The following is a 23,046-nucleotide window of genomic DNA, read 5'->3' on the forward strand; positions in this document are numbered from 1 at the left end:
ACGCAGCACCCCGAAGGGACGGCCATGACCACGACCACCACCTCGCCGCAGAATCGCACGATCGTTCGTGCTGGTGCGAAGCTCCGCGCGATCCGGGTCGCGTTCCGGACGCTCGACCGCGTCGCACCCGGCATCGGCGCGCGCTGGGCCGCCAGGCTGTGGTGCACGCTGCCGAACACCGGCGGCCGGCGCCGCGACGAGCGGCCGCGGCCGGGCGACGCGAGCACCCTGACGCTGCCCGACGGCCGGGTCGTCGCGGTCGAGAGCTGGGGGTTCGGCCCGCCGGTCTACTTGATGCACGGCTGGGGCGGCTGGCGCGGGCAGCTCGGCGCGTTCGTCCAGCCGCTGGTCGACGCCGGGCGGCGGGTCGTCGCGGTCGACGCGCCGAGCCATGGCGAGTCGGGGCCGGGGCGCCTCGGCCGCGGCAAGGCGACAGGCGTCGAGTTCGCCGAGGCGCTGACGGCGGCCGCGGGCAAGCACGGCAAGCCGGCCGCCGTCGTCGCGCACTCGCTCGGCGCGGCGGCCACGGCGGTCGCGGTGCTGGACGGGCTGCCCGCGGCGAAGCTGGTGCTGGTCGCGCCGAGCACCAAGCTCAGCGACGGCCTGGCGGCGTTCCAGCGGACGGTCGGGTTCGGCGAGCGCACCCGCACCCGCATGCTGGCGCTGCTCGAGCGCAAGGCCGGCCGGCCGCTGGCCGACTTCGACGTCACCGGGCTGGGTCGGCGCACGGAGCTGCCGCCCACCCTCGTCGTGCACGACCGCAAGGACAAGGAGGTCCCCTACGACGACGGCGCCGAGCTGGCGGCCACCTGGCCGGAGGCGGAGCTGGCCAGCACCGACGGGCTCGGGCACCAGCGGATCCTGCGCGACCCGGACGTCATCCGGCTCGTGGTGGACTACGTCACGCGCTGACGCCTATCCGGGCGAGCAGCTCGCGGACCCGCTGCTCGGTCTGGTCGCGGATCGCCCGGACGGTGTCGAGGTCCTGGCCGGCCGGATCGGGCAGGTCCCAGTCCTCGTACTGCCGGCCGGGCAGGTCCGGCGCCGTGACGCCGCCCATGGTGACGATGACGTCGGCGGCGTCGACGATCTCGTCGGTCCACGGCTTCGGGAACTCGTCGACGAGGTCGATGCCGCGCTCGCGCATGGCGACCGCGACCACCGCGTCGACGTCGGTCGCGGGGTCCGCGCCGCCGGACCAGCCGACGGCGCCGTCGCCGGCCAGGTCCTCGAACAGCCCGAGCGCCAGCAGCGACCGGCCGGCGTTGTCGGGGTCGAGGAACAGGACGGTCGGCTTGTCGCGCTCGCCCTCGACGCGGGCCAGCGCGCGCAGCCGCTGCCGGGCGAACCGCTCGGCCATCAGCGGCAGGAACGTGGGGATGCGGGCACTCGCGGCGAAGTGCCCGTAACTGGTCGTGAGGAACTCGTCGATGGTCTCGCGGCCGATGCCGGTGAACTCCTTGTCGAGGCGTTCGCCGGCCATCCGGAGGGCGAGCTCGCGGTCGATGGCGGGGGTCTCGGGGGACGACGGCATGCTCATGCCCGGGCCCGTACCCAGGGACGGCCGGCTCGAATCAGGCGCTGACGGCGGATCCCGTGGTGTCGATGGTCGCCGAGCCGACGACGCGGGCGCCGTCGTAGAGCACGATCGCCTGACCGGGTGCGACGCCCTGCTGCGGCGCCGCGAACGCCACGTCGACGACGCCAGCGTCCGACACCGTGGCGACCGCCTCGACCGGTGTGCCGTGCGCCCGGAACTGCGCCAGGCAGCTCAGCCGCGACGACGCCGGCGGCGGCGCGCCGCACCAGCGCGGCGCCACGCCGGTGACCGCGTCGACCGCGAGCGCCTCGCGCGGCCCGACGGTGACCCGGCGGTCGACCGGCGAGATGTCGAGGACGTAGCGCGGCTTGCCGTCGGCGGCCGGCGTGCCGATGCGCAGCCCCTTGCGCTGCCCGATGGTGAACCCGTAAGTGCCGTCGTGCGTCCCGACGACGGCGCCGGCGGTGTCGACCACCTCGCCTGGCTCGGAACCGAGGCGGTCGCGCAGGAACCCGGCGGTGTCGCCGTCGGCGATGAAGCAGATGTCGTGGCTGTCGGGCTTGCGGGCGACGGCCAGCCCGCGGCGCTCCGCCTCGTCGCGGACGTCGGCCTTGACGGTGTCGCCGAGCGGGAACAGGGCGTGCTCCAGCTGGGTCGCCGTCAGGACGCCGAGCACGTAGGACTGGTCCTTCTCCGGGTCGGCGGCACGGTGCAGCTCGCGGCCGCGCGGCCCGTCCAGCACCCGCGCGTAGTGCCCGGTGCCGACGGCGTCGAAGCCCAGCGCGAGCGCGCGGTCCAGCACCGCCGCGAACTTGATCTTCTCGTTGCAGCGCAGGCACGGGTTGGGCGTGCGGCCGGCGGCGTACTCGGCGACGAAGTCCTCGACGACGTCGGCGCGGAACCGCTCGGCGAGGTCCCACACGTAGAACGGGATGCCGAGCACGTCGGCGGCACGGCGGGCGTCGCGGGAGTCCTCGATGGTGCAGCAGCCGCGGGCGCCGGTGCGGAACGACTGCGGGTTGGCCGACAGCGCGAGGTGCACGCCGGTGACGTCGTGGCCGGCCTCGACCAGCCGGGCCGCGGCGACCGCCGAGTCCACTCCCCCGGACATCGCGGCGAGGACGCGCATGGTCAGTTCCCCCTGGTCGAGCCGGTCGAGACGTTGACGATGCCGGCGGCGAGGGCGCGCTCGACGGCCGGGCCGATGGCCGCGACCAGCGCGTCGACGTCGCCGGCCGTCGACGTCGAGCCGAGCGAGAACCGCAGCGAGCCGCGGGCCCGCTCGTGCGGCGCGCCCATGGCCAGCAGCACGTGCGACGGCTCAGGCACGCCGGCCGTGCAGGCGCTGCCGGTCGAGCAGTCGATGCTGGCGGCGTCGAGCAGGAGCAGCAGCGCGTCGCCCTCGCAGCCGGGGAAGGAGAAGTGCGCGATGCCGGGCAGCGTGTTCGCCGGGTCGCCGTTGAGGATCGCCTCGGGCACGACGCGCCGCAGGCCGGTCACCAGCCGGTCGCGCAGCGTCGCCAGCTCCGCCGCCCGGTCCGGGACGTCGGCCAACGTCGACCGCAGCGCCTCGGCCAGCCCGGCCACGCCGGGGGCGTCGAGGGTGCCGGAGCGGACGTCGCGCTCCTGGCCGCCGCCGTGAAGGACGGGCACGACGTCGACCTCGCGGCGCAGCAGCAGCGCGCCGACGCCGACCGGTGCGCCGACCTTGTGCCCGGACACCGTCAGCGCGTCCAGCCCGGAGTCGCCGAAGTGCACCGGCAGCGCGCCGACCGCCTGCACGGCGTCGGAGTGCACCGGGATGCCGAACTCGTGCCCGGCGGCCACCACCTCGCCGATCGGCTGCACGGTGCCGACCTCGTTGTTGGCCCACATGACGGTGATCAGCGCGACCGACTCGGGGTCGTCGCGGACGACGCGGCGCAGCGCCTCGACGTCCAGCCGGCCGCGGTGGTCGACCGGCAGCCACTCGACCTTGGCGCCCTGCTCCGCGGCCAGCCAGTCGACGGAGTCGAGCACGGCGTGGTGCTCGACGGCCGAGGCGAGGATGCGGACGCGGCGCGGGTCGGCGGCGCGCCGGGCCCAGTAGAGGCCCTTGACGGCGAGGTTGTCGGCCTCGGTGCCGCCGGACGTGAACACGACCTCGCTGGGCCGTGCCCCGAGGCCGGCGGCGACGGACTCGCGCGCCTCCTCGACCAGCTTGCGGGCGCTGCGGCCGGACGCGTGCAGCGACGACGGGTTGCCGAGGGTAGCCATGGTCCCGGCGACGACGTCGATCACTGCGGGGAGGACGGGGGTCGTCGCCGCATGGTCGAGGTACACGCGGCGGTCAGACATCTCCCGTCCAGTTTACGTCTTGCGCTTCTCGATCTCTGCCGTCGCCTGCGGCAGGACGGTGTGGAGGTCGCCGACGACGCCGAAGTCGGCCATCGCGAAGATCGGCGCCTCGGAGTCCTTGTTGACCACGACGATGGTCTTCGAGGTCTGCATGCCGGCCCGGTGCTGGATGGCGCCGGAGATGCCCGCGGCGAGGTAGAGCTGCGGCGACACCGTCTTGCCGGTCTGCCCGACCTGGTAGGCGTGCGGGTACCAGCCGGAGTCGACGGCGGCCCGGGACGCGCCGACGGCCGCGCCGAGAGCGTCGGCCAGCGCCTCCACGGGTGCGAAGTCGCCGCCGGTGCCGCGTCCGCCCGAGACGACGATGGACGCCTCGGTCAGCTCCGGCCGCCCGGTGGCCGCGCGCGGGCTGCGGTCGACGATGCGGGCATTGGTGGCGGCGTCGGAGAACGCGACCGCGACCTTCTCCTCCGCGGCGACGGTCCCGCCCGGCACCGCCTCGGGGGTGACCGCGTTCGGCTTCACCGTGATGACCGGCGTGCCCGTGGTGACCTGTGCGGTGACGGTGTACCCGCCGGCGAAGACGGACTGCGTGGTGGACAGGTCGGCGGCAACATCGACAGCGTCGGTGAGGACGCCGGAGCCCAGCTTCACGGCCAGCCGGGCCGCGATCTCCTTGCCCTCCGGCGAGGAGGTGATCAGCACCCCGGCCGCGCCGGACGACTGCGCCAGCTGCGCCAGCGCCTCGGCCTTCGGCACCACGAGGAACTGCTCGAACTCGGGCGCCTCGACGACGTACACCTTCGCCGCGCCGTACTCACCCAGCGTGTCGCGGGCCGCGTCGAAGCCGGAGCCGAGGAAGACGGCGGCGGGCTCACCCGCGCGGGCCGCGAGCGTCAGCAGCTCCAGCGTGGTCTTGCGGACGGTGCCGTCGACGTGGTCGACCAGGACCAGGATCTCAGCCATCACAACCCCTCAGATGAACTTCTGCGCGGCGAGGAACTCGGCCAGCTTCGTGCCGCCGTCGCCCTCGTCGGTGACGACCGTGCCGGCGGCGCGCTCCGGCCGCTTCGTCACCTCGCGCACGACGGAGAACGCGGCACCCAGCCCGACGGCCCCGGCGTCGACCCCGAGGTCGGCCAGCGTCCACGTCTCGACCGGCTTCTTCTTCGCCGCCATGATCCCCTTGAACGACGGGTACCGCGGCTCGTTGATCTGGTCGGTGACGGCGACGACGGCGGGCAGCGCCGCCTCGATCGTCTCGGACGCGACGTCGCCGTCGCGCCGCGCGGTCACGGCCGACTCCGACACCGTCAGCTCGCCGACGAAGCCCACCTGCGCCAGCCCGAGGTGCTCGGCCAGCATCGCCGGGACGACGCTCATGCCGCCATCGGTCGAGGCCATGCCGGTGAGGACGAGGTCGACGTCGCCGATCTTCCTGATCGCGGCCGCCAGCACCTGGGCGGTGGCCGGCGCGTCGGACCCGTGCAGCGAGTCGTCGACGACGTGCACGCCGGAGTCCGCACCCATCTGCAGCGCCTTCTTCAGCGCGGCGTCGGCGCCGTCCGGGCCCATCGTCAGGGCCACGATCTCGACGCCGTCTCCGGCCTCGGAGATCTTCAGCGCCTCCTCGACGGCGTACTCGTCCAGCTCGGACAGCAGGCCGTCGACACCAGCACGATCGGTGGTGTTGTCGGCGGCGTTGAAGGTCCGGTCCGCGGTGGCGTCCGGAACGTGCTTGACCAGAGTGACGATCTTCATGGCCGGGGTGCGACCTCCTAGGCCGGGCGGGTTGCGTGGCGTCCAACGTGAGGCTAGTCCCCCGGCTTCTCCGGGGCTGACGACTGTCCCGATGTTACCGGCAGGTAACCACGGGCTCCAGTCCGGTTGACGTGCAACACGTCACAGTCCGGGACGGCCGCCGATACCCGTTTTCGCCGTCCTCACTCGGTCCCGATCTTGGGCCCGCTGTGAAATGATCGCGCGATGCGGATACTTGTCGTCTCGTGGGAGTACCCGCCCGTCATCTACGGCGGACTCGGGCGTCATGTCCACCGCCTGACCGAGGGTCTCGTGGCCGACGGACACGACGTCGCCGTCGTCACCCAGTCCGCTCCTGGGATGCCCGAGGAAGAGGACGACAAGGGTGTGCGCGTGTTCCGGGCGCCGCCCGATCCGCCGGCCGGCGAGCGCGGTGAGGACCTCGTCCCGTGGGTGCTGGCGCTCAACACCAGCCTCATGCGCACCGCCCATCGGCTGACCCGCGAGTGGATGCCCGACGTCGTCCACGCGCACGACTGGGTCGACGCACACGCCGGCATCAACGTCGCCCGCGCCATCGACGCGCCGCTCGTCGCGACCGTGCACGCCACCGAGGCGGGCCTGTGGGACGGCTGGCTGTCGACGCCGCTGTCGCGGGCCCGGCACGACATCGAGGCCTGGCTGGTCGCCGAGGCCACGCGCTCCATCGTCTGCTCCGAGGCGATGCGGGTCGAGGCGGCCGCCGCCTTCGACGTCCCGCCCGAGGACCTCACCGTCATCCGCAACGCCGTCGACCAGCCGGCCTGGCGCACCACGGCCGAGGCGCGACGGGCGACCCGCGAGCGGTTCGGCATCCCGCCGAAGACCCCACTGCTGGTGTTCGGCGGCCGGCTGGAGTGGGAGAAGGGCGTCGACGTCTGCGTCGAGGCGCTCTCGCTGGTCCGGCAGCGCCACCACGACGCGCGGCTGGTGCTGGCCGGCGCCGGGTCGCAGGAGGTCAACCTGCGGCGGCTGGCCCAGCGCCTGCAGATCGACCACGTCGTGCAGTTCGCCGGGCGCATGGACCAGCCCGACCTCGCGGCCCTGTTCGGCGCCGCCGACGTCGCCATGGTGCCGTCGTCGTACGAGCCGTTCGGCATCGTGGCCCTGGAGGCCTGCGCGGCCGGGACCCCCGTCATCGCCGGCGACAGCGGCGGCCTGCGCGAGGTGATCGAGCACGACGTCACCGGCCTGCTGGTGCCGCCGCGTGACCCCGGCGATCTCGCGGCCGCGGCCATGCGGCTGCTCGAGGAGCCCGGGCTGTCGCAGCGGCTGGTCCGCGCCGCCCACCAGCGCATCGCCACCGAGTTCGTCTGGACGGCGGTCGCCCGCGAGACCGAGAAGGTCTACGCGGCCGCCGTCGCCGACCCGCGCGAGCCCCGCCCGCGTCCGGCGCCCGCGGCCGACGGCAACATCCTGGCCGACCGCCCGGCGGCGGTGCAGCAAGCCTGGCGCCGAGTCCGCGGCGAGGTCTAGCGCGCGCTGCGCGCGGTGATCATCGGCTATCGCTGGGGTTCTGGAGCCTGTTGCGCTTTCGGCGGTCGACGCGCTGGAGCCGGAGATCTTCCTGCCCGCGTCACGCGCCGACGGCCGGTGCCGCCCTTGGCAAGGCTGGTCGTCGTGACGGCGCCCGATATGCCCGGCCTGCAGCGTGGCCAGGCGAGCCAAGGCGGTCGGACGTCGCGGCGAGAACGGCGCCCGCCGAAGATTCTTCGGCAACGCCCGCACCGCACCCCATTCCGCAACAGGCCCTCTGACGCCAGCGATCGCGGATGATCACGGACGTCCACAGGCCGGAACGGGACAGCCGGGCCGGCAGGAGAGCGGCGTGCCGGTCCAGCCGCGGGCTCTGAGCACCCGCACGTGTTCCGCGGCGACGCCGCAGGGGTCGCCGAAGACGTCGGCGTGGCCGTAGCGCAGCGTGGCATGGCCGCCGACGGTGGCGTGGTTGTCCCGGCGCCGGTCGCGGAAGCGGCCTTCGCCGGTGTGGCCGATGCGTCCGTCGAGCTCGACCCGCAGGTGGAACTCGGCGTAATCGACGTCGATCCAGATGACGCGCTCCCCGGCGACCCGCCGCTGCCGGCAGCCGGTGGGCAGGCCGTGCGCACGTTCGACCCGGCGCAGGTGGCGCAGCTCCAACGGCGAATGTGCGCCGTCGACGACGTCGGCCAGCAGCGCCACGGCGACGGCGCGCCAGCGGATCTTCTTCCGCCGCCCCAGCGCGTCGGCCAGCCGCTCCGGCGTCGTCGCGCGCCGCTGGCAGGCGGCCGTCACCCAGGTCTCGACCTCACGCGGGTGCGACGCGACGTCGACGAGGTCCAGCACCGTGTCCTCGACCCGGGTCCGCGGGGGGTTCCTCGCCGGATGACGGCTGCGCGGCAACCGGTGCGCGTAGTGGACCCGGACGCCGTCGGTCTTGCCGCGGACGTGCCGATCGCCCGGTGCGGTGACGTGGACGACCGGACCGGGATCGTCGCAGAGGCCGTCCAGGTGGGCGGCGGTGCGGTGGCTGGCCACAGCTCCGCGGCCCGCTCGCAGGATCGCCGCCCAAACCCGGGCCGCGAACGGCAGCGGCCCGCTGAACGTCACGTACACCCCGGGATGGACGCGCTGCCAGCGGCCCGAACGCAGCCGCCACGTCAGCGCGTCCTCGGTCAGGCCGCACGCCAGCGCCTGCGCACGGCTGACCACGCCGTCCTGGGCGGCGACGAGCTGCTCGAGATCCACCCCACCAGCCTGCGCGAGCCGGGACGGTCGCGCCAGCCCGAATTCCCGGTCTGTGGACAGCCGTCATCACCGGCGATCCCTGGCGTCTGACCACCAGTGATCGCCGATGATCATGGGACCTCGGCGGGTTCGGGCTCGGCGGGTGAGGGCTCAGCGGGCTGTTTCTGGCGGGAGCGTCGAGCCCAGCGGATCGCCGCCTGGTAGGTGTCGTCGCGGATGAAGACCATGTCGGCGGCGATCATCGCCAGGGAGAACCAGGGCAGCGCCATCGTCACGGCGATGCCGACGTGCATGGCGAAGATCGCCAGCAGCGCCAGCACCCGCGTGCCCCGTCGCAACAGCAGCAGCGGGAACAGCACCTGCACGAACACCGTCAAATAGCTGCCGATCGTGACGAACACGCCGTTGGTGTAGACCAGCTCGTTCAGCCCGGGCCACGGCGCGTACTGGCCGATGCGCAGCGGGTAGTAGAGCCCGACGCCCTCCTGCCACATGCTGCCCTGGACCTTCGACAGCCCGGAGGTCATGTAGATCATGAACACCTGGGTGGCGACGGCGACGAGGGCGACGTTGTGGAAGAGGGTGCCCACCCACGGCGGCAGCGGCACCAGCGGCCGGTAGTCGGGCCGGGCGCGGCGGCGGGCGTCCAGCGACCACCGCATCGAGGTGTCGGCGAAGCAGAGGAACAGCAGCATGATGCGGACGATGTTGTCGCCGGCGTCGTCGCCCAGCGGGTTGAGCCGCATCAGGCTGGCGATCGCGATCATCAGCACCGGCGTGACGACCCGCGTGCGCCAGCCGATCGTGAACGCGACGGCGAGCGCGACCAGCAGCAGGTATTTGATCGTGAAGGCCGTGGTGCCGTCGTCCAGGGCGAACACCGAGGTGAACGGGAAGCCGTACTCGTCGACGGTGAGCCACGGGGTGAGCCAGCGCGCGCCCGGGCCCCACACGTAGTGCCTGTTGGTGAAGTTGACCGCGAGCGAGCCGAGGATCGCGACGCCGATGAGGATGCGCATCGCGGCCAGCCCGTACGTGGCGTTCTTGCGGTCGAACAGCCAGCGCTCGCCGGAGTCGACGGTCCGCCCGACGGCGCCGGTGACGACCCGGATCGCGTCGCCGATCATGGCGTTTCCCCGTCCCTGTTCTCGACCAGGCCGTCCATGACGTCGGCGAAGGCGGCCTCGTCCTGATTCGGGTCGACGAGCGCGGGGCGCCAGCCGAACTCGCGGACGGTCTGCTGCGGGTTCTCCGGCGGCGGATCGAACCGGACGTCCCAGCGCGGCACCGGCGTGCGCACCAGCTGGAACTGCACGGCGACGACGTCCTCACCCCACAGTGCCTTGGCGAACTGGGTGGCGTAGCCGGTGGTGACGCGGTCGGCGCGGACGATGTTGGCGACCCGGTTGGACGTCTCGCCGCCCTGCGAGGCGATGAGGTCGTCGGCCAGCGGCCGCCAGTCGGCCATGTCCTGGTAGTCCGTGCCGAGGATCGCCTGCTGGTCGTCGGTGAGCGCGTCCCAGGCGGTGTTGACGCGACGGTGCAGGTTCGACGTCAGCCGGCTGGCCCGCGACGGCGCGGGGTCGTGGGTGATCAGGGTCCACTCGAGCCGGGTCGGGTCCTCCCACTCGGTGGTGGTGACCTCGCCGGTCTGCGGGTCCTCGACCTGCGCGCGGACCCGCAGCTCGTCCTCGGCGTTCACCGGGTTGGGCGCGAACAGGCTCCAGTTCTGCTGGAAGAACGGCCGCATGTACCCCGACACCTGGTCGCCGACGGACTCCTTGATCGGGTTGCTCGGCGCGTTCCAGAGGAACGTCGCGACGAAATGCAGCGCCACGACGCCGACCAGGAAGAACGCGACGCCCTTCGCGATCGGCGGCACCGGGGCGCCCCGGCTGTCGTTCGGCACGCGGGTCAGGGTATCGCGTGGGCGCGACGCTACCTCGTGGGCACGGGTTCGGCCGGGGCGTCCTCGGGCGCGGGCTGCGCGGCGCCGGGCCGCCGCCGTCGACGTCGTTCCTCCCAGGCCGACCGCACCCGGGCCGCGATGCCCTGGTAGGTGGAGTCGCGGATGAAGATCTGGTCGCCGGCCATGATGAACAGCGAGAAGAACGGCAGCCCCATGATGATGCCGATGCCGGCGTGCATGCCGAGGACGCCCAGCAGCGCGACCACGCGGGTGCCGCGGCGCAGCAGCATCAGCGGGAAGAACAGCTGGATGAAGACGGAGAAGTACGAGACGACGAGCACGCCGAGCGGGTTCGCCGACAGCAGGTCGTTCAGCCACGGCCACGGCCGGTACTGCGACACCTGCATCGGGTAGTAGACGGCGGTGCCGTCCTGCCACGCCTCGCCCTGCACCTTGTAGAGCGCCGAGGCGACGTAGATGATGCAGATCTGCGCGGCGACCGCGACGACGGCGAGGTTGTGGATCAGGATGCCCAGCCGGCCGGCGCCGCGGCGCAGGCCCTCGGGGGTGAACCGGCGCGGCCAGAGCCGCCGGCTCAGCCCCTGCTCCTGCCGCGCCCGCCGCCGGGCGTCCAGCGACCACCGTCCGGACAGGTCGGCGAAGCACAGGTAGATGAGCAGGATGCGGAAGATGTTGTCGCTCTGGTCGCCGTAGAGCGGGTTCGACTCGATCAGGCTGACCCAGCAGATCAGCAGCGCCGGCGCGACGAACCGCGTGCGCCAGCCGAGCGTGAAGAGGATCGCCAGCGCGAGGACGACCAGCATCTTCACCGTCAGCGTCGTCGGGTCGCTGCCGCCCTCGAACAGCGTGAACGGGAAGCCGAAGCCGCCGTTGCGCTCGAGCGGCGTCATCCACTGCGCGGCGTCGCCCCACAGGTAGTGCCGGTTGCTGAAGTTCGCCAGCAGGAACCAGCAGGCCGCGAGGCCGAAGATGATGCGGACGACGGCGAGGCCGTAGGTGGCGCGCTTGACGCCCAGCAACCACTCCTCGCCCTTGCCGACGGTGACGGCGAAGGCGTCGAGCGCGCGGTCGACGGCGGACCCGATCATGGCCGGAACCTCCCGATGGCGTCGGCGAACGCGGCGCTGTCCTGGTCGTCGTACAGGTAGAGCGGGCGGCGGCCGAACTCGCGCGTCGTCACCGACGGGTCGTCGCCGCGGTCGTCGAAGCTCGGAGCGCGGGTCTCCTGGATCTGCACCTCGACGTACTGGATGCCGGAGTCGCGGCCCCACCAGGCCCACGCGAACTGCGTCGCGTACGCCGCCATGGCGCGGTCGAGGCGCAGCACGTAGGAGATGCGCGCGTCGGAGCTGGGGTCGGGGGTCGCCAGCATCGCTTCCTCCATGCGCGCCCAGGCGTTCTCGTGGTAGTGGCCGGCCAGCACGGCCTGCTCCTCGCGCGAGATGAGGCGATACTGCTTGCGCATGTTCCCGGCCAGCCGGCGGGTGACGATGCCCGCGCGCGACGGCGCCAGGCTGTGCAGGATGTTGCCCTCGACCTCGAGCTCGGTGACGTCCACCCACTCGGTCGGGGTGTCGGCGTCGTACCAGCCGCGTACCAGCATGGAGTACTCGACGCTGATCGGCGTCGGCGCGAACAGGCTCCACTCCTGCTGGAAGTAGGGCTGCATGTAGTTCGTCAGCGTCGTGCCCAGGGTCTCCTTGGCCGCGTTGGCCGGACCCACGAACACCGCCGTCGCGAAGAGGTGCGCGCACAGCAGCGCGGCGAGCCCTCCGGCGAGCACCTTGATCCACGTCGGCCGCGGCTCCTGCCGCGCCGGCGTCGTCGTCTCTGTCTCGTGGTCGTGCATTCGTGCCTGCCCTCGTGTGTCGACCGCCCGGTTCGACCGACCCCCGGAAACGCCGATCCGGTGGGTCCGCGCCCTGGCTGGGAGCGGACCCACCGTGATCGGCCGGGAGTCTTGGTGCGTTACTCCTCGGTGGTGCAGGTGGTGCTGGGTGTCACTCGACCGTGAGGCCCCGGCGGCGGCTGACCGCGTAGGCCGCGATGCCACCGGCGAGGACCAGGCCCAGGCCGAGGATCAGCAGCTGGCTGGAGCCGGCACCGGTGTCGGGCAGCTCGTCGCCGTCCTCGTTGCCGTTGGCGTCGGCCGCGCCGTCGTCGTCACCGTCGTTCTCGGTGCCGTCGACCTCGGTGCCGTCGACCTCCGTCTCGGTACCGTCGACCTCGGTCTCGGTGCCGTCGACCTCGGTGCCCTCGACCTCGGTGCCTTCCACCTCGGTGCCCTCGACCTCGGTGCCTTCCACCTCGGTCCCTTCGACCTCGGTGCCCTCGACCTCGGTGCCTTCCACCTCGGTCTCGGTGCCCTCGACCTCGGTCTCCTCACCGTCGTCCTTGGTGTTCGGGCCGACGTGCGACTCGGCCAGCGTCACCGAGACGCCACCGTTCTCGAGGCCGCCGAGCACGGTGACCTGCACGGCCGCGACGCTGTACGTCTCGGACGTGGTGGCCCGCTCGACGTTGGCGGCGGCGCGCGCGGTGGTCGGCGTGGCGGTGCCGGCCTCCGGCTGGTCCGGCTGGACGTTGACCTTGATCGACAGGATGTCGGTCAGGGCCTCGGCCAGGCCGTTGGTGAGGTCGTCGATGCCCAGGTCGCCGAGCAGGTCGCCCAGGTCCTCGCCGAGGTCGCCGAGCAGCTCGCCCAGCAGGTCGTCGAGGATGTCGAACAGGCCCGGGCCGATCAGCTCGCTGTTCGGCGGCAGGTCGTTCAGGCTCTCGAACAGCAGGTCGAGGTCGATGACGATGGTGCCGTCCTCGATCCAGATCGCGGCGTCGTCGCCGAGCGACAGGTTCAGGCCGCTCAGCAGCGGAACCGTGACCCGCAGCTCGCCACCGGCGATCTCGTAGTCGCGCGAGACCTCGAAGTCGTCGTCGGACGGCTCGAGGTGCGCCTCGGACGAGACGGCGCCGAGCTCGAGCTCGACGTCGGCGATGGTGTCCGTCAGGCCCTCACCGAGCAGGTCGGTGAGGTCGAACGTCGCGTTGGCCGGGAAGCCGGCGTCGACGCCGGTGCCGATGGCGCCGTTGTCGGCGACCGCGCCGGTCGCCGCGTGCGACACCGCGCCGTCCTCTGCGGTGGCCCACTGGTTCACCGCGCCGAGCTTGATGATGTCGCTCAGCGGGATCTGCAGGTTGGGATCGATGTTGATGTTGATCGAGTCGAGCAGCGTGACGTCCAGCGGGTTGGCGTCGGTGACGGCCTCCGGGTCGCCCAGGTTCTCAACGTCGACGCCGGCGAGCTCGGCGATCTCGTCCAGGTCGGTACCCAGAACGGTGCCGTCGAGGAACCGCGCGCCGGCGCGCGACTCGTCACCCTCGGCCGCTGCGGCGGGCGTCAGCCACGCACCCACAGCGAAAACCGGGGCAATACCAGCTGCGAGCAGCGTTGCCGCTGCGCGACGCCGGCGCATAACAGGTGTTGCAGGCATGCCTTCTCCTCTGGCATTTGCATTTCATGGCGGGCTCCTTCGCGGCCATCAGATATGCCTTGGCCGGCGAAGCGTGATCATGAACCTACAACTGGTCCAGAGACGTGTCTCGTACTTGGCGAATTTGCCTCCCGCGTCACCGACCGCCCATTCGCCTCGCGCTGGTCGCTATGCCTCGAATCGGTTGATCAACATCTTTTACCCCAAGCTGGGGAGATTGTTTTTGTTGGTACTTATGGGTGCAAGTCAGACATAGCGGTACGGAGTGGCGCATTGAACTGGGGTGAATCGGGCGAAAGGGTCGAGGTTGGGGTGTGCAAACCGGAACCACTGGTCTAAACCGCGGGCCGGCTCGCCGTGACCGAATCGTTACCGAGGGGCGACACGCGGGCGTGTTGGAGTGGGGTGGTTTTTCCGCCCAATGTCCTGGTCACAGCGCCATTGAGCGGAACGCGGATCACCCATTCGGCTGATGGCGCTGGGCGTTGTGACTATGCGAATGCGACCGGTCGCGGAATGGCGCTCGGCGGCGTTGTCCGGCCGCGGCCGGGTGAGGGCCGGCTAAGGGGCCGGGACGGGCCGATGGCCGTGGATCCGGATCGCGGATCCACGGCCATCGGTCGTGTGTCGATCGCTGCTGCGACGGCCGGGTCAGCCCTGACCGACGCCGCGGCGACGGCTCACCGCGAAGGCGGCGAGACCACCGGAGAGCATCAGCCCGATGCCGACGACCAGGAGCTGGTTCGACCCAGCGCCGGTGTCGGGCAGGTGCTCGTCGTCGTCATCGTCAGCGGCGCTGACCTCGTGGCTCTTGTCGTCGTCGCCGCTGGTCTCGATCGCCGGGTCCGGGTCGTTGCCCCCGGCCGTCTCGACGCCGTTGACCTCGACCCCGTCGGTCTCCGAGCCGTCGACCTCGGTGCCTTCGACCTCGGTGCCGTCCACCTCGGTCCCTTCGACCTCGGTGCCTTCGACCTCGGTCCCTTCGACCTCGGTGCCGTCCACCTCAGTGCCCTCGACCTCGGTCCCTTCGACCTCGGTGCCTTCGACCTCGGTCCCTTCGACCTCGGTGCCGTCCACCTCAGTGCCCTCGACCTCGGTCCCTTCGACCTCGGTCCCTTCGACCTCGGTGCCTTCGACCTCGGTGCCGTCCACCTCAGTGCCCTCGACCTCGGTGCCCTCGACCTCGGTGCCTTCGACCTCGGTGCCGTCCACCTCAGTGCCCTCGACCTCGGTCCCTTCGACCTCGGTCCCTTCGACCTCGGTGCCGTCCACCTCAGTGCCCTCGACCTCGGTCCCTTCGACCTCGGTCCCTTCGACCTCGGTCCCTTCGACCTCAGTGCCGTCCACCTCAGTGCCCTCGACCTCGGTCCCTTCGACCTCGGTCCCTTCGACCTCGGTGCCGTCCACCTCAGTGCCCTCGACCTCGGTCCCTTCGACCTCGGTCCCTTCGACCTCGGTGCCGTCCACCTCAGTGCCCTCGACCTCGGTCCCTTCGACCTCAGTGCCCTCGACCTCGGTCTCGCCACCGTCGTCGCCGGCGGTGTTGGGGCCGACCGTCGACTCGGCGAGGGTGACCACGGCGACCGGAGCGTCCGGCAGCGCCGTCACCTCGAGAGCGGCCACGCTGTACGGGCCGTCCGTCGCCCGCAGCTGACCGACGCCGGCATCCATGGGCTCGATCACGAGCTCGGGCTGGACGTTCAGCTTGATCGACAGGATCGACGCCAGGAGGTCGCCGACCGGGGTGAGGGCGTCGGCCAGCGAGCTGACCAGGCCGGCGACCGTCTCGCCCAGTGTGGTGAGCGGACCGCCCTCGGCGAACACCAGGTCCTCGACGACCCCGCCGATCGTGGAGATCAGCGTGTCGAGCACCGGCGCGATCAGTGCCGAGATCAGCCCGACGACGACGCCGGTGCTGTTGTTGACGAACGAGGCCTCGCCGGTCAGCACGTCACCGAGCGAACCGGTGAGCTGGAGGTCCAGCGTGCCGGGCAGCAGCCCGCCCACCTCGGCGTAGATCTTGACGTCCAGCGTCGCCGCCCGCAGCGCGTTCTCGACCGTCTCGACGATGTCGGTGACGAGCGAGTCGAGCAGGCTGCCGATCGTCTCGGCCAGCTGCGAGATGACCTCGGGGCTGAGCAGTTCGGTGTTCGGCGCCTGGTCGTTCAGGCCGCCGAGCAGCGTGTCGAGGTCGACGACCAGCGTGCCCTCGGCCAGGTTCAGCTCGACCCCGGTGCCCTCGCCGAGCGGCGTCGCGAGCAGCTCGTCGACCGCGCCCGCCAGGTCGGTCTCCAGCGAGACCGTGATGTCGGGGTTCTCGACCCCGGCGACGGACAGCAGGTTGAGCAGCCCCTCGACGGTCGAGAGGGTCTGGGCGATCGTGCCCTCGGGGCCGGCCAGCCCGTTGACGACCTCGTCGACGGTCGCGACGGCGTCCTGGACCTGGGGCAGGAGATCGGCGAGCAGGGGAACGGTCAGCCGCAGCTGACCACCGGCGATCTCGTAGTCGTTGGTGAACTCGAACGCCTCGCCGGCCGGCACGAGGTGCGCCTCCGACGAGATGGCGCCGAGCTCGAGCTCGAGGTCGGCGATCAGGTCGGTGAGCGCCTCGCCCAGCACGTCGGTGAGGTCGAACGTCGCGTTGCCGGGGAACCCGGCCTCGACGCCCGTGCCGATGCCGCCGCTGTCGGCGACCGCGCCGGTCGCCGCGTGCGACGCGCCGCCGTCCTCCGCCGACGCCCACTGGTTGACGGCGCCCAGCTGGATGAGGTCGCTCAGCGGCAACTGCACACCGCCTGGAACCGTCACGTTGAGGGTGTCGAGAACGGTGAGATCGAGCGGGTTCGCCTCGGTGACCGGGTCGGGTGTACCGAGATTCTCGACCTGGACGCCGGCCAGTTCGGCGACGGCATCCAAATCGGTCCCGAGGACCTCACCGCTCAGGAATCGCGCGGCCGCGCGGGATTCGTCACCTTCGGCTGCCGATGCGGGCACGAGCCACGCGCCGGCGGCGACTACCGGGGCCAGTCCGGCCGCCAGGAGAGAAGCAGCTACCCGACGCCGACGATGTCTTTCCCAGGAAGTCATCCTGATCTCCTTGTACTGCTCGGGGACGTTGCCTCCGCGCCGCCGCCGAGAATGGGCGGACGATGGGCGCGACGTAGGTCGATGGACCGGGCCTTTGACAGTGCGATGCTACAACGCACGACATGTCTCTTGACCACGAGAATTCAGTATTGACTCGCGGCGGAGTGAGAAAAGCGAGCGAACGCTTCGTAGCGGAGAAAAAGGGCAGACCCGTACCGACAGACCGGCGTCAATTCCGCCGATCCGGACAATCGTCCTGGTCGCTTTCCATGGAAACCGCCGGATTCCCGCGGTGCTTGAGAATTCTCGCCGGAACTCCCCCGGCCACGGCCAGATCGGGGACGGTCCCGCGGACGACGGCGTGCGCGGCGAGCACGCAGCCGCGGCCCACGACGGCGCCGCGGAGCACCGTCACCTTCACCCCGAGCCAGCAGTCCGGACCGATCCGCACCGGCGACTTGATGATGCCCTGGTCCTTGATCGGCAGCGCGAGATCGTCGGTGCGGTGGTCGAAGTCGGTGACGTAGACCCAGTCGGCCACGAGCGTCCGGGCGCCGATCTCGACGTCCAGGTAACACGTCACCGTGTTGTCCGAGCCGAACACCGCCTTGTCGCCGACCCGCAGCGTCCCCTCGTGCGCCATCAGGCGGGTGCCGTCGCCGAGGTGCACCCACCGGCCCAGCACCACGCGCCCGTAACCGCGCCGGCCGGAGACCCGGACCCGCCGGCCCAGGAACACCATGCCCTCGGTGACCACCTCGGGGTGCAGAAGCCGCAGCCGCGCCAGCCGCAGGTACCGGACCAGGTACCACCACGTCCACGCCCGGTGCCGGACCACCCAGCGCAGCGACGACGGCGTCAGATACCGCGCCTGCCGGGGGTCGCGACGGCGGAACAGCACCGCCACACGGTATGTCATGCGGTCCTGATCAGGCCGTTACGGGGCGGAGACGGCCGCGAAACACCCGCGGCGGAGCCTCGAAGCATGAAGACGACGCGACTGGCCGAATCGGCACACCTTTTCTCAGGCGCGGGCGTCACGACACGACTCCGCGACGGGCGCTCGGTCACCATCCGAGCCGCCACGCCGCGCGACGCCGGTGACGTCAGCGCGATGCACGTACGGTGCTCCACCGAGACCGTCCGGCACCGCTACCACTCCGTCCCGTCGATGACCGGACGGTTCCTCTCCCAGCTCCTCGGCACCGACATCGCCCTGGTCGCCGTGGCGCCCAACCAGGCGATCGTCGCGCTGGCCAACCTGGGCCGCGACGAGGGCGACGCCGGCGAGCTGGCCGTCATCGTGGAGGACCGCTGGCAGCGGGCCGGCCTCGGGTCGATGCTGCTGGACCACCTGGTCAGCATGGCCCGGCTGGTCGGCTACCGCGAGGTCTTCACCGTCGGGCTGCCCGGCAACCACTGGTACTGCCAGACGCTCGCCCGGCACGGCCGGGCCCGGCTGGAGCGGTCGGACAGCTACGACGCGATGCGGCTGTCGCTGCGACCGGCGCTGGCCCGGCTGCCCGAGGAACTGGGCGCGACGGCGGCCGCGTGAGCCGCTACTCCGGCCGGACCGCCGTTACCGACACGTTGTAGAACAGCTCGCGCGGCACCACCCGGGCCAGCACGCGGTCGGCGGCCGAGAGCCGCAGCCAGCTCTTGTACGCGAACATCGCCCAGCCCCAGCCCAGCCGGTCGGGGTTGACGGCGTGCTCGAGCGTGCGCACCGGCCAGCCGAACCAGGCCGCCGTCAGCTCCTCGGTGACCGCCTTCGCGCGGGTGAACCCGGCCCGGGTGACCAGCACCGTCAGATCGCCGGGGTCGAACGTGTGCAGGTCGACGACGGACTCCAGCGCGGCGGCGCGGGACGACTCGTCCAGCTCCTCCTGAGACCGCGCCCAGCCGGACAGGCCCGGCAGCCGGGTGGCGCGGGTCGCCGTCCACCAGGTGGCCCGCGACAGCGCGCGGGCGATCTTGTCGCCGTACTTCGTCGGCTCGCCGCAGATGACGACCCGCCCGCCCGGCTTCAGCACGCGCAGCATCTCGCGGAACGCCTGCTCGACGTCGGGCAGGTGGTGGATGACGGCGTGCCCGACGACGACGTCGAAGGTCTCGTCGGGGAACGGCAGCTTCTCGGCGTCGGCCACCTCGCCGGCGATCTCGAAGCCGAGCTGACGGGCGTTGCGCTGCGCCGCCTCGACCATGCCCGGCGAGATGTCGGTGACGGTGACGTCGTCGAGCACGCCGGCCTGGCGCAGGTTCAGCGAGAAGAACCCGGTCCCGGCGCCGATCTCGAGGGCCCGCTCGTACGGCGCGAGCGGCGGGCCGGCGACGGCGGTGAACCGGTCGCGGGCGTAGGAGATGCAGCGATCGTCGAACGAGATCGACCACTTGTCGTCATAGGTCTGCGCCTCCCAGTCGTGGTAGAGCACCTGGGCGAGCTTGGTGTCGGACCAGGCCCGCTCGACGTCCTCCGCCGACGCCGGCTCGCGCGCGTCCCCCGTCATCATCGGCCCTCGAACGCGGCCTTGCCGGGGCCGTTCTCGATGAACGAGCGCATGCCGGTGGTGCGGTCGTCGGTGGCGAACAGCCCGGCGAACTGCTGGCGCTCCAGCTCCAGGCCGGTGTCGAGGTCGGTCGACAGGCCGCGGTCGATGGCCTCCTTGGCCGCCCGCAGCGCGTACGCGGGGCCTGAGGCGAACTTCGCCGCCCATGCGACGGCCGCCGCGTAGACGTCCTCCCCCGCGGGCACGACGCGGTCGACCAGGCCGATCGCCAGCGCCTCGTCGGCGCCGACCATGCGGCCGGTGAAGATCAGGTCCTTCGCCTTCGACGGGCCGACAAGCCGGGCCAGCCGCTGGGTGCCGCCGGCGCCGGGGATCAGCCCGAGCAGGATCTCGGGCTGGCCCAGCTTCGCGTCGGCGGCGACGAAGCGCAGGTCGCAGGCGAGCGTCAGCTCACAGCCGCCGCCCAGCGCGTAGCCTGTGACGGCGGCGACGGTCGGCTTCGGGATGCGGGCGATCGCGGTGAACGCGGCCTGCAGCGCCACCGAACGGTCGACCATGTCGGTGTAGGACCAGCGGGCCATCTCTTTGATGTCGGCGCCGGCCGCGAAGACCTTCTCGCCGCCGTAGACGACGACGGCGCGGACGTCGCGCCGCTCGGTCACCTCGGCCGCGGCCGCCAGCAGGCCGTCCTGCATGGCGGCGTCCAGGGCGTTCATCGGCGGCCGGTCCAGCCGGATGGTCCCGACGCCGTCCGCGACCTCCAGCCGCACCAGGTTCTCACTCATCCCGGCACCGTACCCCGACCCCGCGTCTAGCTGGACGAAGGGGAACTTGTCGGGACCATGAGCAACAATGCCCCGCGTGGATGTCGCGATGGAGCCTTGGCCCGGTCACTGGACCCCGCTCGGAGCCACCTACGACGTGGCGGCCACGAACTTCGCCCTCTGGGCGCCCGACGCGGAGCAGGTCGAGGTCTGCCTGTTCGACGAGGACGGCGCCGAGACCCGGCTGGTGCTGCCCAACCGCACCTTCGACATCTGGCACGGCGCGGTCCCCGGCGTGCGCCTCGGCCAGCGGTACGGGTTCCGGGTGCACGGCCCGTGGGACCCCGCCACCGGCCGCCGGTTCAACCCCGCGAAGCTGCTCACCGACCCGCACGCCCGCGCCGTCGACGGCGCGCTCACCGCGCACCCGGCGGTGTACGGCCACGTCCGCCCGTCCATGGAGGAGGGCGGCGACCACCGTGTCCGCGACGACCGCGACTCCGCCCCGTACGTCCCGAAGTCGGTGGTCGTCGACGTCCACCCGTTCGACTGGCGCGGCGACGCTCCCCCGCGGGTGCCGTGGGCCGAGACCGTCCTCTACGAGACGCACGTGCGCGGCTTCACCATGCGCCACCCCGACGTGCCCGAGGAACTGCGCGGCACCTACGCCGGCCTCGCCCACCCGGCCGCCATCGAGTACCTCACCAGCCTCGGCATCACCACCGTCGAGCTGCTGCCGGTGCACCAGTACGTCAGCGAGCCCGACTTCCTGCACCGCGGCTCGCTCAACTACTGGGGCTACAACACGCTGGCGTTCTTCGCGCCGCACAACGCCTACTCGGCGTCGGGCACGCGCGGCCAGCAGGTCGACGAGTTCAAGGCGATGGTCCGCGCGCTGCACGAGGCCGGGCTCGAGGTCATCCTCGACGTCGTCTACAACCACACCGCCGAGCAGGGCGACGGCGGCCCGACGCTGTCCTACCGCGGCATCGCGAACGAGGCGTACTACCACGTCGACCCCGCCGACCGGTCCCGCTACCTCGACTACACCGGCACCGGCAACACCTTCCGCGTCGCCCACCCGCAGGTGCTCGGCCTGGTCATGGACTCGCTGCGGTACTGGGTCGGCGAGATGCACGTCGACGGGTTCCGCTTCGACCTCGCGTCGGCGCTGGCCCGGTCGATGCACGACGTCGACATGCTCGGCTCGTTCATGACCGTCATCGGGCAGGACCCGGTGCTGCGCGAGGTGAAGCTGATCGCCGAGCCGTGGGACATCGGCCCCGGCGGCTACCAGGTCGGCGAGTTCCCGCACCTGTGGACCGAGTGGAACGACCGCTACCGCGACTCCGTCCGCGACCACTGGCGCGGCGCCGCGGCCGGCGTCCGCGACCTCGCCTACCGGCTGTCCGGCTCGTCCGACCTCTACGCCGACGACCGCCGCCGCCCGTACGCGTCCATCAACTACGTCACCGCGCACGACGGCTTCACCATGCGCGACGTCGTCTCCTACGACCGCAAGCACAACGAGGCCAACGGCGAGGAGAACCGCGACGGGACGAACGACAACCGCTCGTGGAACCACGGCGTCGAAGGCGACGCCGACGGGGCGCTGCGCGAGCTGCGGTCGCGTCAGGTGAAGAACATGCTGACGACGATGCTGCTGTCGACCGGCGTGCCGATGCTGCTCTCCGGCGACGAGCTGGGCCGCACGCAGCGGGGCAACAACAACGCGTACTGCCAGGACAACGAGATCAGCTGGATCGACTGGTCGCTGGCGGCCGAGTACCCGGAGCTGCTCGAGCACGTCCGCCGGCTGCTGAGGTTTCGCCGCGCCCACCCGGTCGTCCGGCAGCGGCGGTTCTTCGAGGGCGTCCCGGTCGTCGAGGGCGGCCGCAAGGACATCGCCTGGTTCGCCCCGTCCGGCGCGGAGATGACCGAGGCCGAGTGGCACGACGGGTCGCTGCGCACGCTCGGCATGTACCTCAACGGCGAGGGCATCCGGTCCCGCGGGGTGCGCGGCGAGCCGATCCTGGACGAGTCGTTCCTGCTGTACGTCCACGCCGGCGCCGACGACCTCGACGTGCGGCTGCCGGGCCGGTTCTGGGCGACGTCGTACGAGGTCGTGCTGGACACCGCGGCCGCCGGGACGGACGGCCGGCGGCACCGCGCAGCCGCCCGGGTGCGGCTGGCCGGGCGCAGCTGTCTGCTGTTGCGCGTGATCGACTGAATCCCTCCGGGGTGGTTGTTCGTACCAACTGATATGAACACTTCGTTTCACACCGGGTCCCGCCGAGCGCGCCTGATCGGCGTCGCCGCGGTGGCCCTGCTTGCACTGAGCGCGTGCGGCTCCGAGTCGTCCTCCGATTCCGGCGGCGACGACACGCAGACGGTGGACGGCATCGTCGGCACCCGGGAGATCCCGGACTTCGCGACCGTCCTCACCGACGCCGACGGCAACACGCTCTACACGACGGACGCCGAGGCCGACGGCACCATCCTGTGCGTCGACGGCTGCGTGGACTTCTGGCCGCCCCTCGAGATGACCGCCTCCGAGGTCCCGTCCGGCGTCGACGGCGTGGACGGCGAGTTCGGCGTGATCGCGCGGCCGGACGGCTCCGACCAGCTCACCCTCGACGGCCGCCCCCTCTACACCTTCGCCGACGACTCCGGCCCCGGCTCGTTCGTCGGCGACGGCTTCGAGGACGACTTCCAGGGCACCCACTTCGTCTGGCACGCCGTCACCACCGACGGCTCGACGTCCGACAGCGACCAAGGCGGCGGCTACACCTACTGACCGATCCCGGAGTGGCGGTTTGGTGGTGCCCTGACGCCAGTGAACCGCCACTCAGGAGTTGTCCACAGG

The 23,046-nt window shown here is 71.8% G+C and carries 20 protein-coding genes; 5 read left to right on the forward strand and 15 right to left on the reverse strand.

Going from position 1 to position 23,046, the window contains the following annotated elements:
• Nucleotides 1–24 precede the first annotated feature (24 nt).
• Nucleotides 25–912, forward strand: a complete 888-nt coding sequence (locus BLV05_RS30890; protein ID WP_046768794.1) for an alpha/beta fold hydrolase — start codon at nt 25–27, stop codon at nt 910–912.
• Here BLV05_RS30890 and BLV05_RS30895 read toward each other — a convergent pair.
• From BLV05_RS30895 to BLV05_RS30915, 5 genes are read right to left on the reverse strand one after another with little or no spacing between them, the layout of a single operon-like run.
• Nucleotides 902–1,540 (reverse strand): arsenate-mycothiol transferase ArsC, encoded by a 639-nt coding sequence (locus BLV05_RS30895; RefSeq protein WP_152690746.1) that lies wholly within the window; start codon nt 1,538–1,540, stop codon nt 902–904. The genes BLV05_RS30890 and BLV05_RS30895 overlap by 11 nt on opposite strands.
• Nucleotides 1,541–1,574: 34 nt before the next feature.
• Nucleotides 1,575–2,669, reverse strand: coding sequence for a tRNA 2-thiouridine(34) synthase MnmA (gene mnmA / locus BLV05_RS30900; RefSeq protein ID WP_046768793.1), 1,095 nt, complete (start codon nt 2,667–2,669; stop codon nt 1,575–1,577).
• Between the two features lie 2 nt (nt 2,670–2,671).
• The gene (locus BLV05_RS30905; RefSeq protein WP_046768792.1) at nt 2,672–3,877 is read right to left on the reverse strand and encodes a cysteine desulfurase family protein; all 1,206 of its coding nucleotides are present in this window, start codon (nt 3,875–3,877) and stop codon (nt 2,672–2,674) included.
• A 12-nt stretch (nt 3,878–3,889) separates the two neighbouring features.
• Nucleotides 3,890–4,843: an electron transfer flavoprotein subunit alpha/FixB family protein gene (locus BLV05_RS30910; RefSeq protein WP_046768869.1), complete on the reverse strand. Its 954-nt coding sequence runs from the start codon at nt 4,841–4,843 to the stop codon at nt 3,890–3,892.
• Nucleotides 4,844–4,852: 9 nt separating this feature from the next.
• Entirely contained in the window at nt 4,853–5,638 is a 786-nt protein-coding gene (locus tag BLV05_RS30915; RefSeq protein ID WP_046768791.1) for an electron transfer flavoprotein subunit beta/FixA family protein, read from the reverse strand.
• 225 nt (nt 5,639–5,863) lie between these two features.
• Here BLV05_RS30915 and BLV05_RS30920 point away from each other — a divergent pair, with 225 nt between their 5' ends.
• Entirely contained in the window at nt 5,864–7,153 is a 1,290-nt protein-coding gene (locus tag BLV05_RS30920) for a glycosyltransferase family 4 protein (protein ID WP_046768790.1), read from the forward strand.
• Nucleotides 7,154–7,453: 300 nt separating this feature from the next.
• Here BLV05_RS30920 and BLV05_RS30925 read toward each other — a convergent pair whose 3' ends face one another.
• The 8 genes from BLV05_RS30925 to BLV05_RS30960 all read right to left on the reverse strand — a co-directional run bounded on the left by BLV05_RS30925 (nt 7,454) and on the right by BLV05_RS30960 (nt 17,828).
• Nucleotides 7,454–8,404, reverse strand: a complete 951-nt coding sequence (locus BLV05_RS30925) for a type IV toxin-antitoxin system AbiEi family antitoxin domain-containing protein (RefSeq protein WP_046768789.1) — start codon at nt 8,402–8,404, stop codon at nt 7,454–7,456.
• A 110-nt stretch (nt 8,405–8,514) separates the two neighbouring features.
• The gene (locus BLV05_RS30930; protein WP_046768788.1) at nt 8,515–9,531 is read right to left on the reverse strand and encodes an HTTM domain-containing protein; all 1,017 of its coding nucleotides are present in this window, start codon (nt 9,529–9,531) and stop codon (nt 8,515–8,517) included.
• Nucleotides 9,528–10,313, reverse strand: coding sequence for a DUF5819 family protein (locus BLV05_RS30935; protein ID WP_052762449.1), 786 nt, complete (start codon nt 10,311–10,313; stop codon nt 9,528–9,530). The genes BLV05_RS30930 and BLV05_RS30935 overlap by 4 nt, the downstream gene beginning before the upstream one ends.
• A gap of 29 nt (nt 10,314–10,342) precedes the next feature.
• Entirely contained in the window at nt 10,343–11,422 is a 1,080-nt protein-coding gene (locus BLV05_RS30940) for an HTTM domain-containing protein (RefSeq protein WP_046768787.1), read from the reverse strand.
• Nucleotides 11,419–12,183 carry a DUF5819 family protein gene (locus BLV05_RS30945; protein WP_046768786.1) on the reverse strand — a complete coding sequence of 255 codons (765 nt, stop codon included), beginning with the start codon at nt 12,181–12,183 and terminating at the stop codon, nt 11,419–11,421. Before BLV05_RS30945 ends, BLV05_RS30940 begins: the two co-directional genes overlap by 4 nt.
• Before the next feature lie 151 nt (nt 12,184–12,334).
• Nucleotides 12,335–13,744, reverse strand: coding sequence for a choice-of-anchor G family protein (locus BLV05_RS30950; RefSeq protein ID WP_052762448.1), 1,410 nt, complete (start codon nt 13,742–13,744; stop codon nt 12,335–12,337).
• A gap of 729 nt (nt 13,745–14,473) precedes the next feature.
• Nucleotides 14,474–16,909: a choice-of-anchor G family protein gene (locus BLV05_RS30955; protein ID WP_157524355.1), complete on the reverse strand. Its 2,436-nt coding sequence runs from the start codon at nt 16,907–16,909 to the stop codon at nt 14,474–14,476.
• 229 nt (nt 16,910–17,138) lie between these two features.
• A complete protein-coding gene (locus BLV05_RS30960; RefSeq protein ID WP_046768784.1) occupies nt 17,139–17,828 on the reverse strand; it encodes an acyltransferase in 690 nt (229 codons plus the stop codon).
• 66 nt (nt 17,829–17,894) lie between these two features.
• Here BLV05_RS30960 and BLV05_RS30965 point away from each other — a divergent pair, with 66 nt between their 5' ends.
• Nucleotides 17,895–18,464, forward strand: a complete 570-nt coding sequence (locus BLV05_RS30965) for a GNAT family N-acetyltransferase (RefSeq protein WP_052762447.1) — start codon at nt 17,895–17,897, stop codon at nt 18,462–18,464.
• Between the two features lie 4 nt (nt 18,465–18,468).
• Here BLV05_RS30965 and BLV05_RS30970 read toward each other — a convergent pair whose 3' ends face one another.
• Both BLV05_RS30970 and BLV05_RS30975 read right to left on the reverse strand, forming a co-directional pair.
• Nucleotides 18,469–19,419 carry a class I SAM-dependent methyltransferase gene (locus BLV05_RS30970; protein WP_046768783.1) on the reverse strand — a complete coding sequence of 317 codons (951 nt, stop codon included), beginning with the start codon at nt 19,417–19,419 and terminating at the stop codon, nt 18,469–18,471.
• On the reverse strand, nt 19,416–20,201 hold the full coding sequence (locus tag BLV05_RS30975) for an enoyl-CoA hydratase/isomerase family protein (RefSeq protein WP_046768782.1): 786 nt from the start codon (nt 20,199–20,201) through the stop codon (nt 19,416–19,418). Before BLV05_RS30975 ends, BLV05_RS30970 begins: the two co-directional genes overlap by 4 nt.
• Nucleotides 20,202–20,289: 88 nt before the next feature.
• Between BLV05_RS30975 and glgX the strand changes: the two genes are divergently transcribed.
• Nucleotides 20,290–22,410, forward strand: coding sequence for a glycogen debranching protein GlgX (gene glgX, locus BLV05_RS30980; protein WP_046768781.1), 2,121 nt, complete (start codon nt 20,290–20,292; stop codon nt 22,408–22,410).
• Between the two features lie 90 nt (nt 22,411–22,500).
• Complete coding sequence (locus tag BLV05_RS30985; RefSeq protein WP_172860732.1) at nt 22,501–22,977, forward strand: COG4315 family predicted lipoprotein; 477 nt, start codon at nt 22,501–22,503, stop codon at nt 22,975–22,977.
• The last annotated feature ends 69 nt before the right edge of the window (nt 22,978–23,046 follow it).

It is taken from the genome of Jiangella alkaliphila, assembly GCF_900105925.1.
Taxonomy (GTDB): Bacteria; Actinomycetota; Actinomycetes; order Jiangellales; family Jiangellaceae; genus Jiangella; species Jiangella alkaliphila.

What these genes read in the sequence shown, in the direction of transcription:
- BLV05_RS30890 (WP_046768794.1), top strand. Translation starts at nt 25, where the DNA reads ATGACCACGACCACCACCTCGCCGCAGAATCGCACGATCGTTCGTGCT.
- BLV05_RS30895 (WP_152690746.1), bottom strand. Translation starts at nt 1,540, where the DNA reads ATGAGCATGCCGTCGTCCCCCGAGACCCCCGCCATCGACCGCGAGCTC.
- mnmA (WP_046768793.1), bottom strand. Translation starts at nt 2,669, where the DNA reads ATGCGCGTCCTCGCCGCGATGTCCGGGGGAGTGGACTCGGCGGTCGCC.
- BLV05_RS30905 (WP_046768792.1), bottom strand. Translation starts at nt 3,877, where the DNA reads ATGTCTGACCGCCGCGTGTACCTCGACCATGCGGCGACGACCCCCGTC.
- BLV05_RS30910 (WP_046768869.1), bottom strand. Translation starts at nt 4,843, where the DNA reads ATGGCTGAGATCCTGGTCCTGGTCGACCACGTCGACGGCACCGTCCGC.
- BLV05_RS30915 (WP_046768791.1), bottom strand. Translation starts at nt 5,638, where the DNA reads ATGAAGATCGTCACTCTGGTCAAGCACGTTCCGGACGCCACCGCGGAC.
- BLV05_RS30920 (WP_046768790.1), top strand. Translation starts at nt 5,864, where the DNA reads ATGCGGATACTTGTCGTCTCGTGGGAGTACCCGCCCGTCATCTACGGC.
- BLV05_RS30930 (WP_046768788.1), bottom strand. Translation starts at nt 9,531, where the DNA reads ATGATCGGCGACGCGATCCGGGTCGTCACCGGCGCCGTCGGGCGGACC.
- BLV05_RS30940 (WP_046768787.1), bottom strand. Translation starts at nt 11,422, where the DNA reads ATGATCGGGTCCGCCGTCGACCGCGCGCTCGACGCCTTCGCCGTCACC.
- BLV05_RS30945 (WP_046768786.1), bottom strand. Translation starts at nt 12,183, where the DNA reads ATGCACGACCACGAGACAGAGACGACGACGCCGGCGCGGCAGGAGCCG.
- BLV05_RS30955 (WP_157524355.1), bottom strand. Translation starts at nt 16,909, where the DNA reads ATGACTTCCTGGGAAAGACATCGTCGGCGTCGGGTAGCTGCTTCTCTC.
- BLV05_RS30960 (WP_046768784.1), bottom strand. Translation starts at nt 17,828, where the DNA reads ATGACATACCGTGTGGCGGTGCTGTTCCGCCGTCGCGACCCCCGGCAG.
- BLV05_RS30965 (WP_052762447.1), top strand. Translation starts at nt 17,895, where the DNA reads ATGAAGACGACGCGACTGGCCGAATCGGCACACCTTTTCTCAGGCGCG.
- BLV05_RS30970 (WP_046768783.1), bottom strand. Translation starts at nt 19,419, where the DNA reads ATGATGACGGGGGACGCGCGCGAGCCGGCGTCGGCGGAGGACGTCGAG.
- BLV05_RS30975 (WP_046768782.1), bottom strand. Translation starts at nt 20,201, where the DNA reads ATGAGTGAGAACCTGGTGCGGCTGGAGGTCGCGGACGGCGTCGGGACC.
- glgX (WP_046768781.1), top strand. Translation starts at nt 20,290, where the DNA reads ATGGAGCCTTGGCCCGGTCACTGGACCCCGCTCGGAGCCACCTACGAC.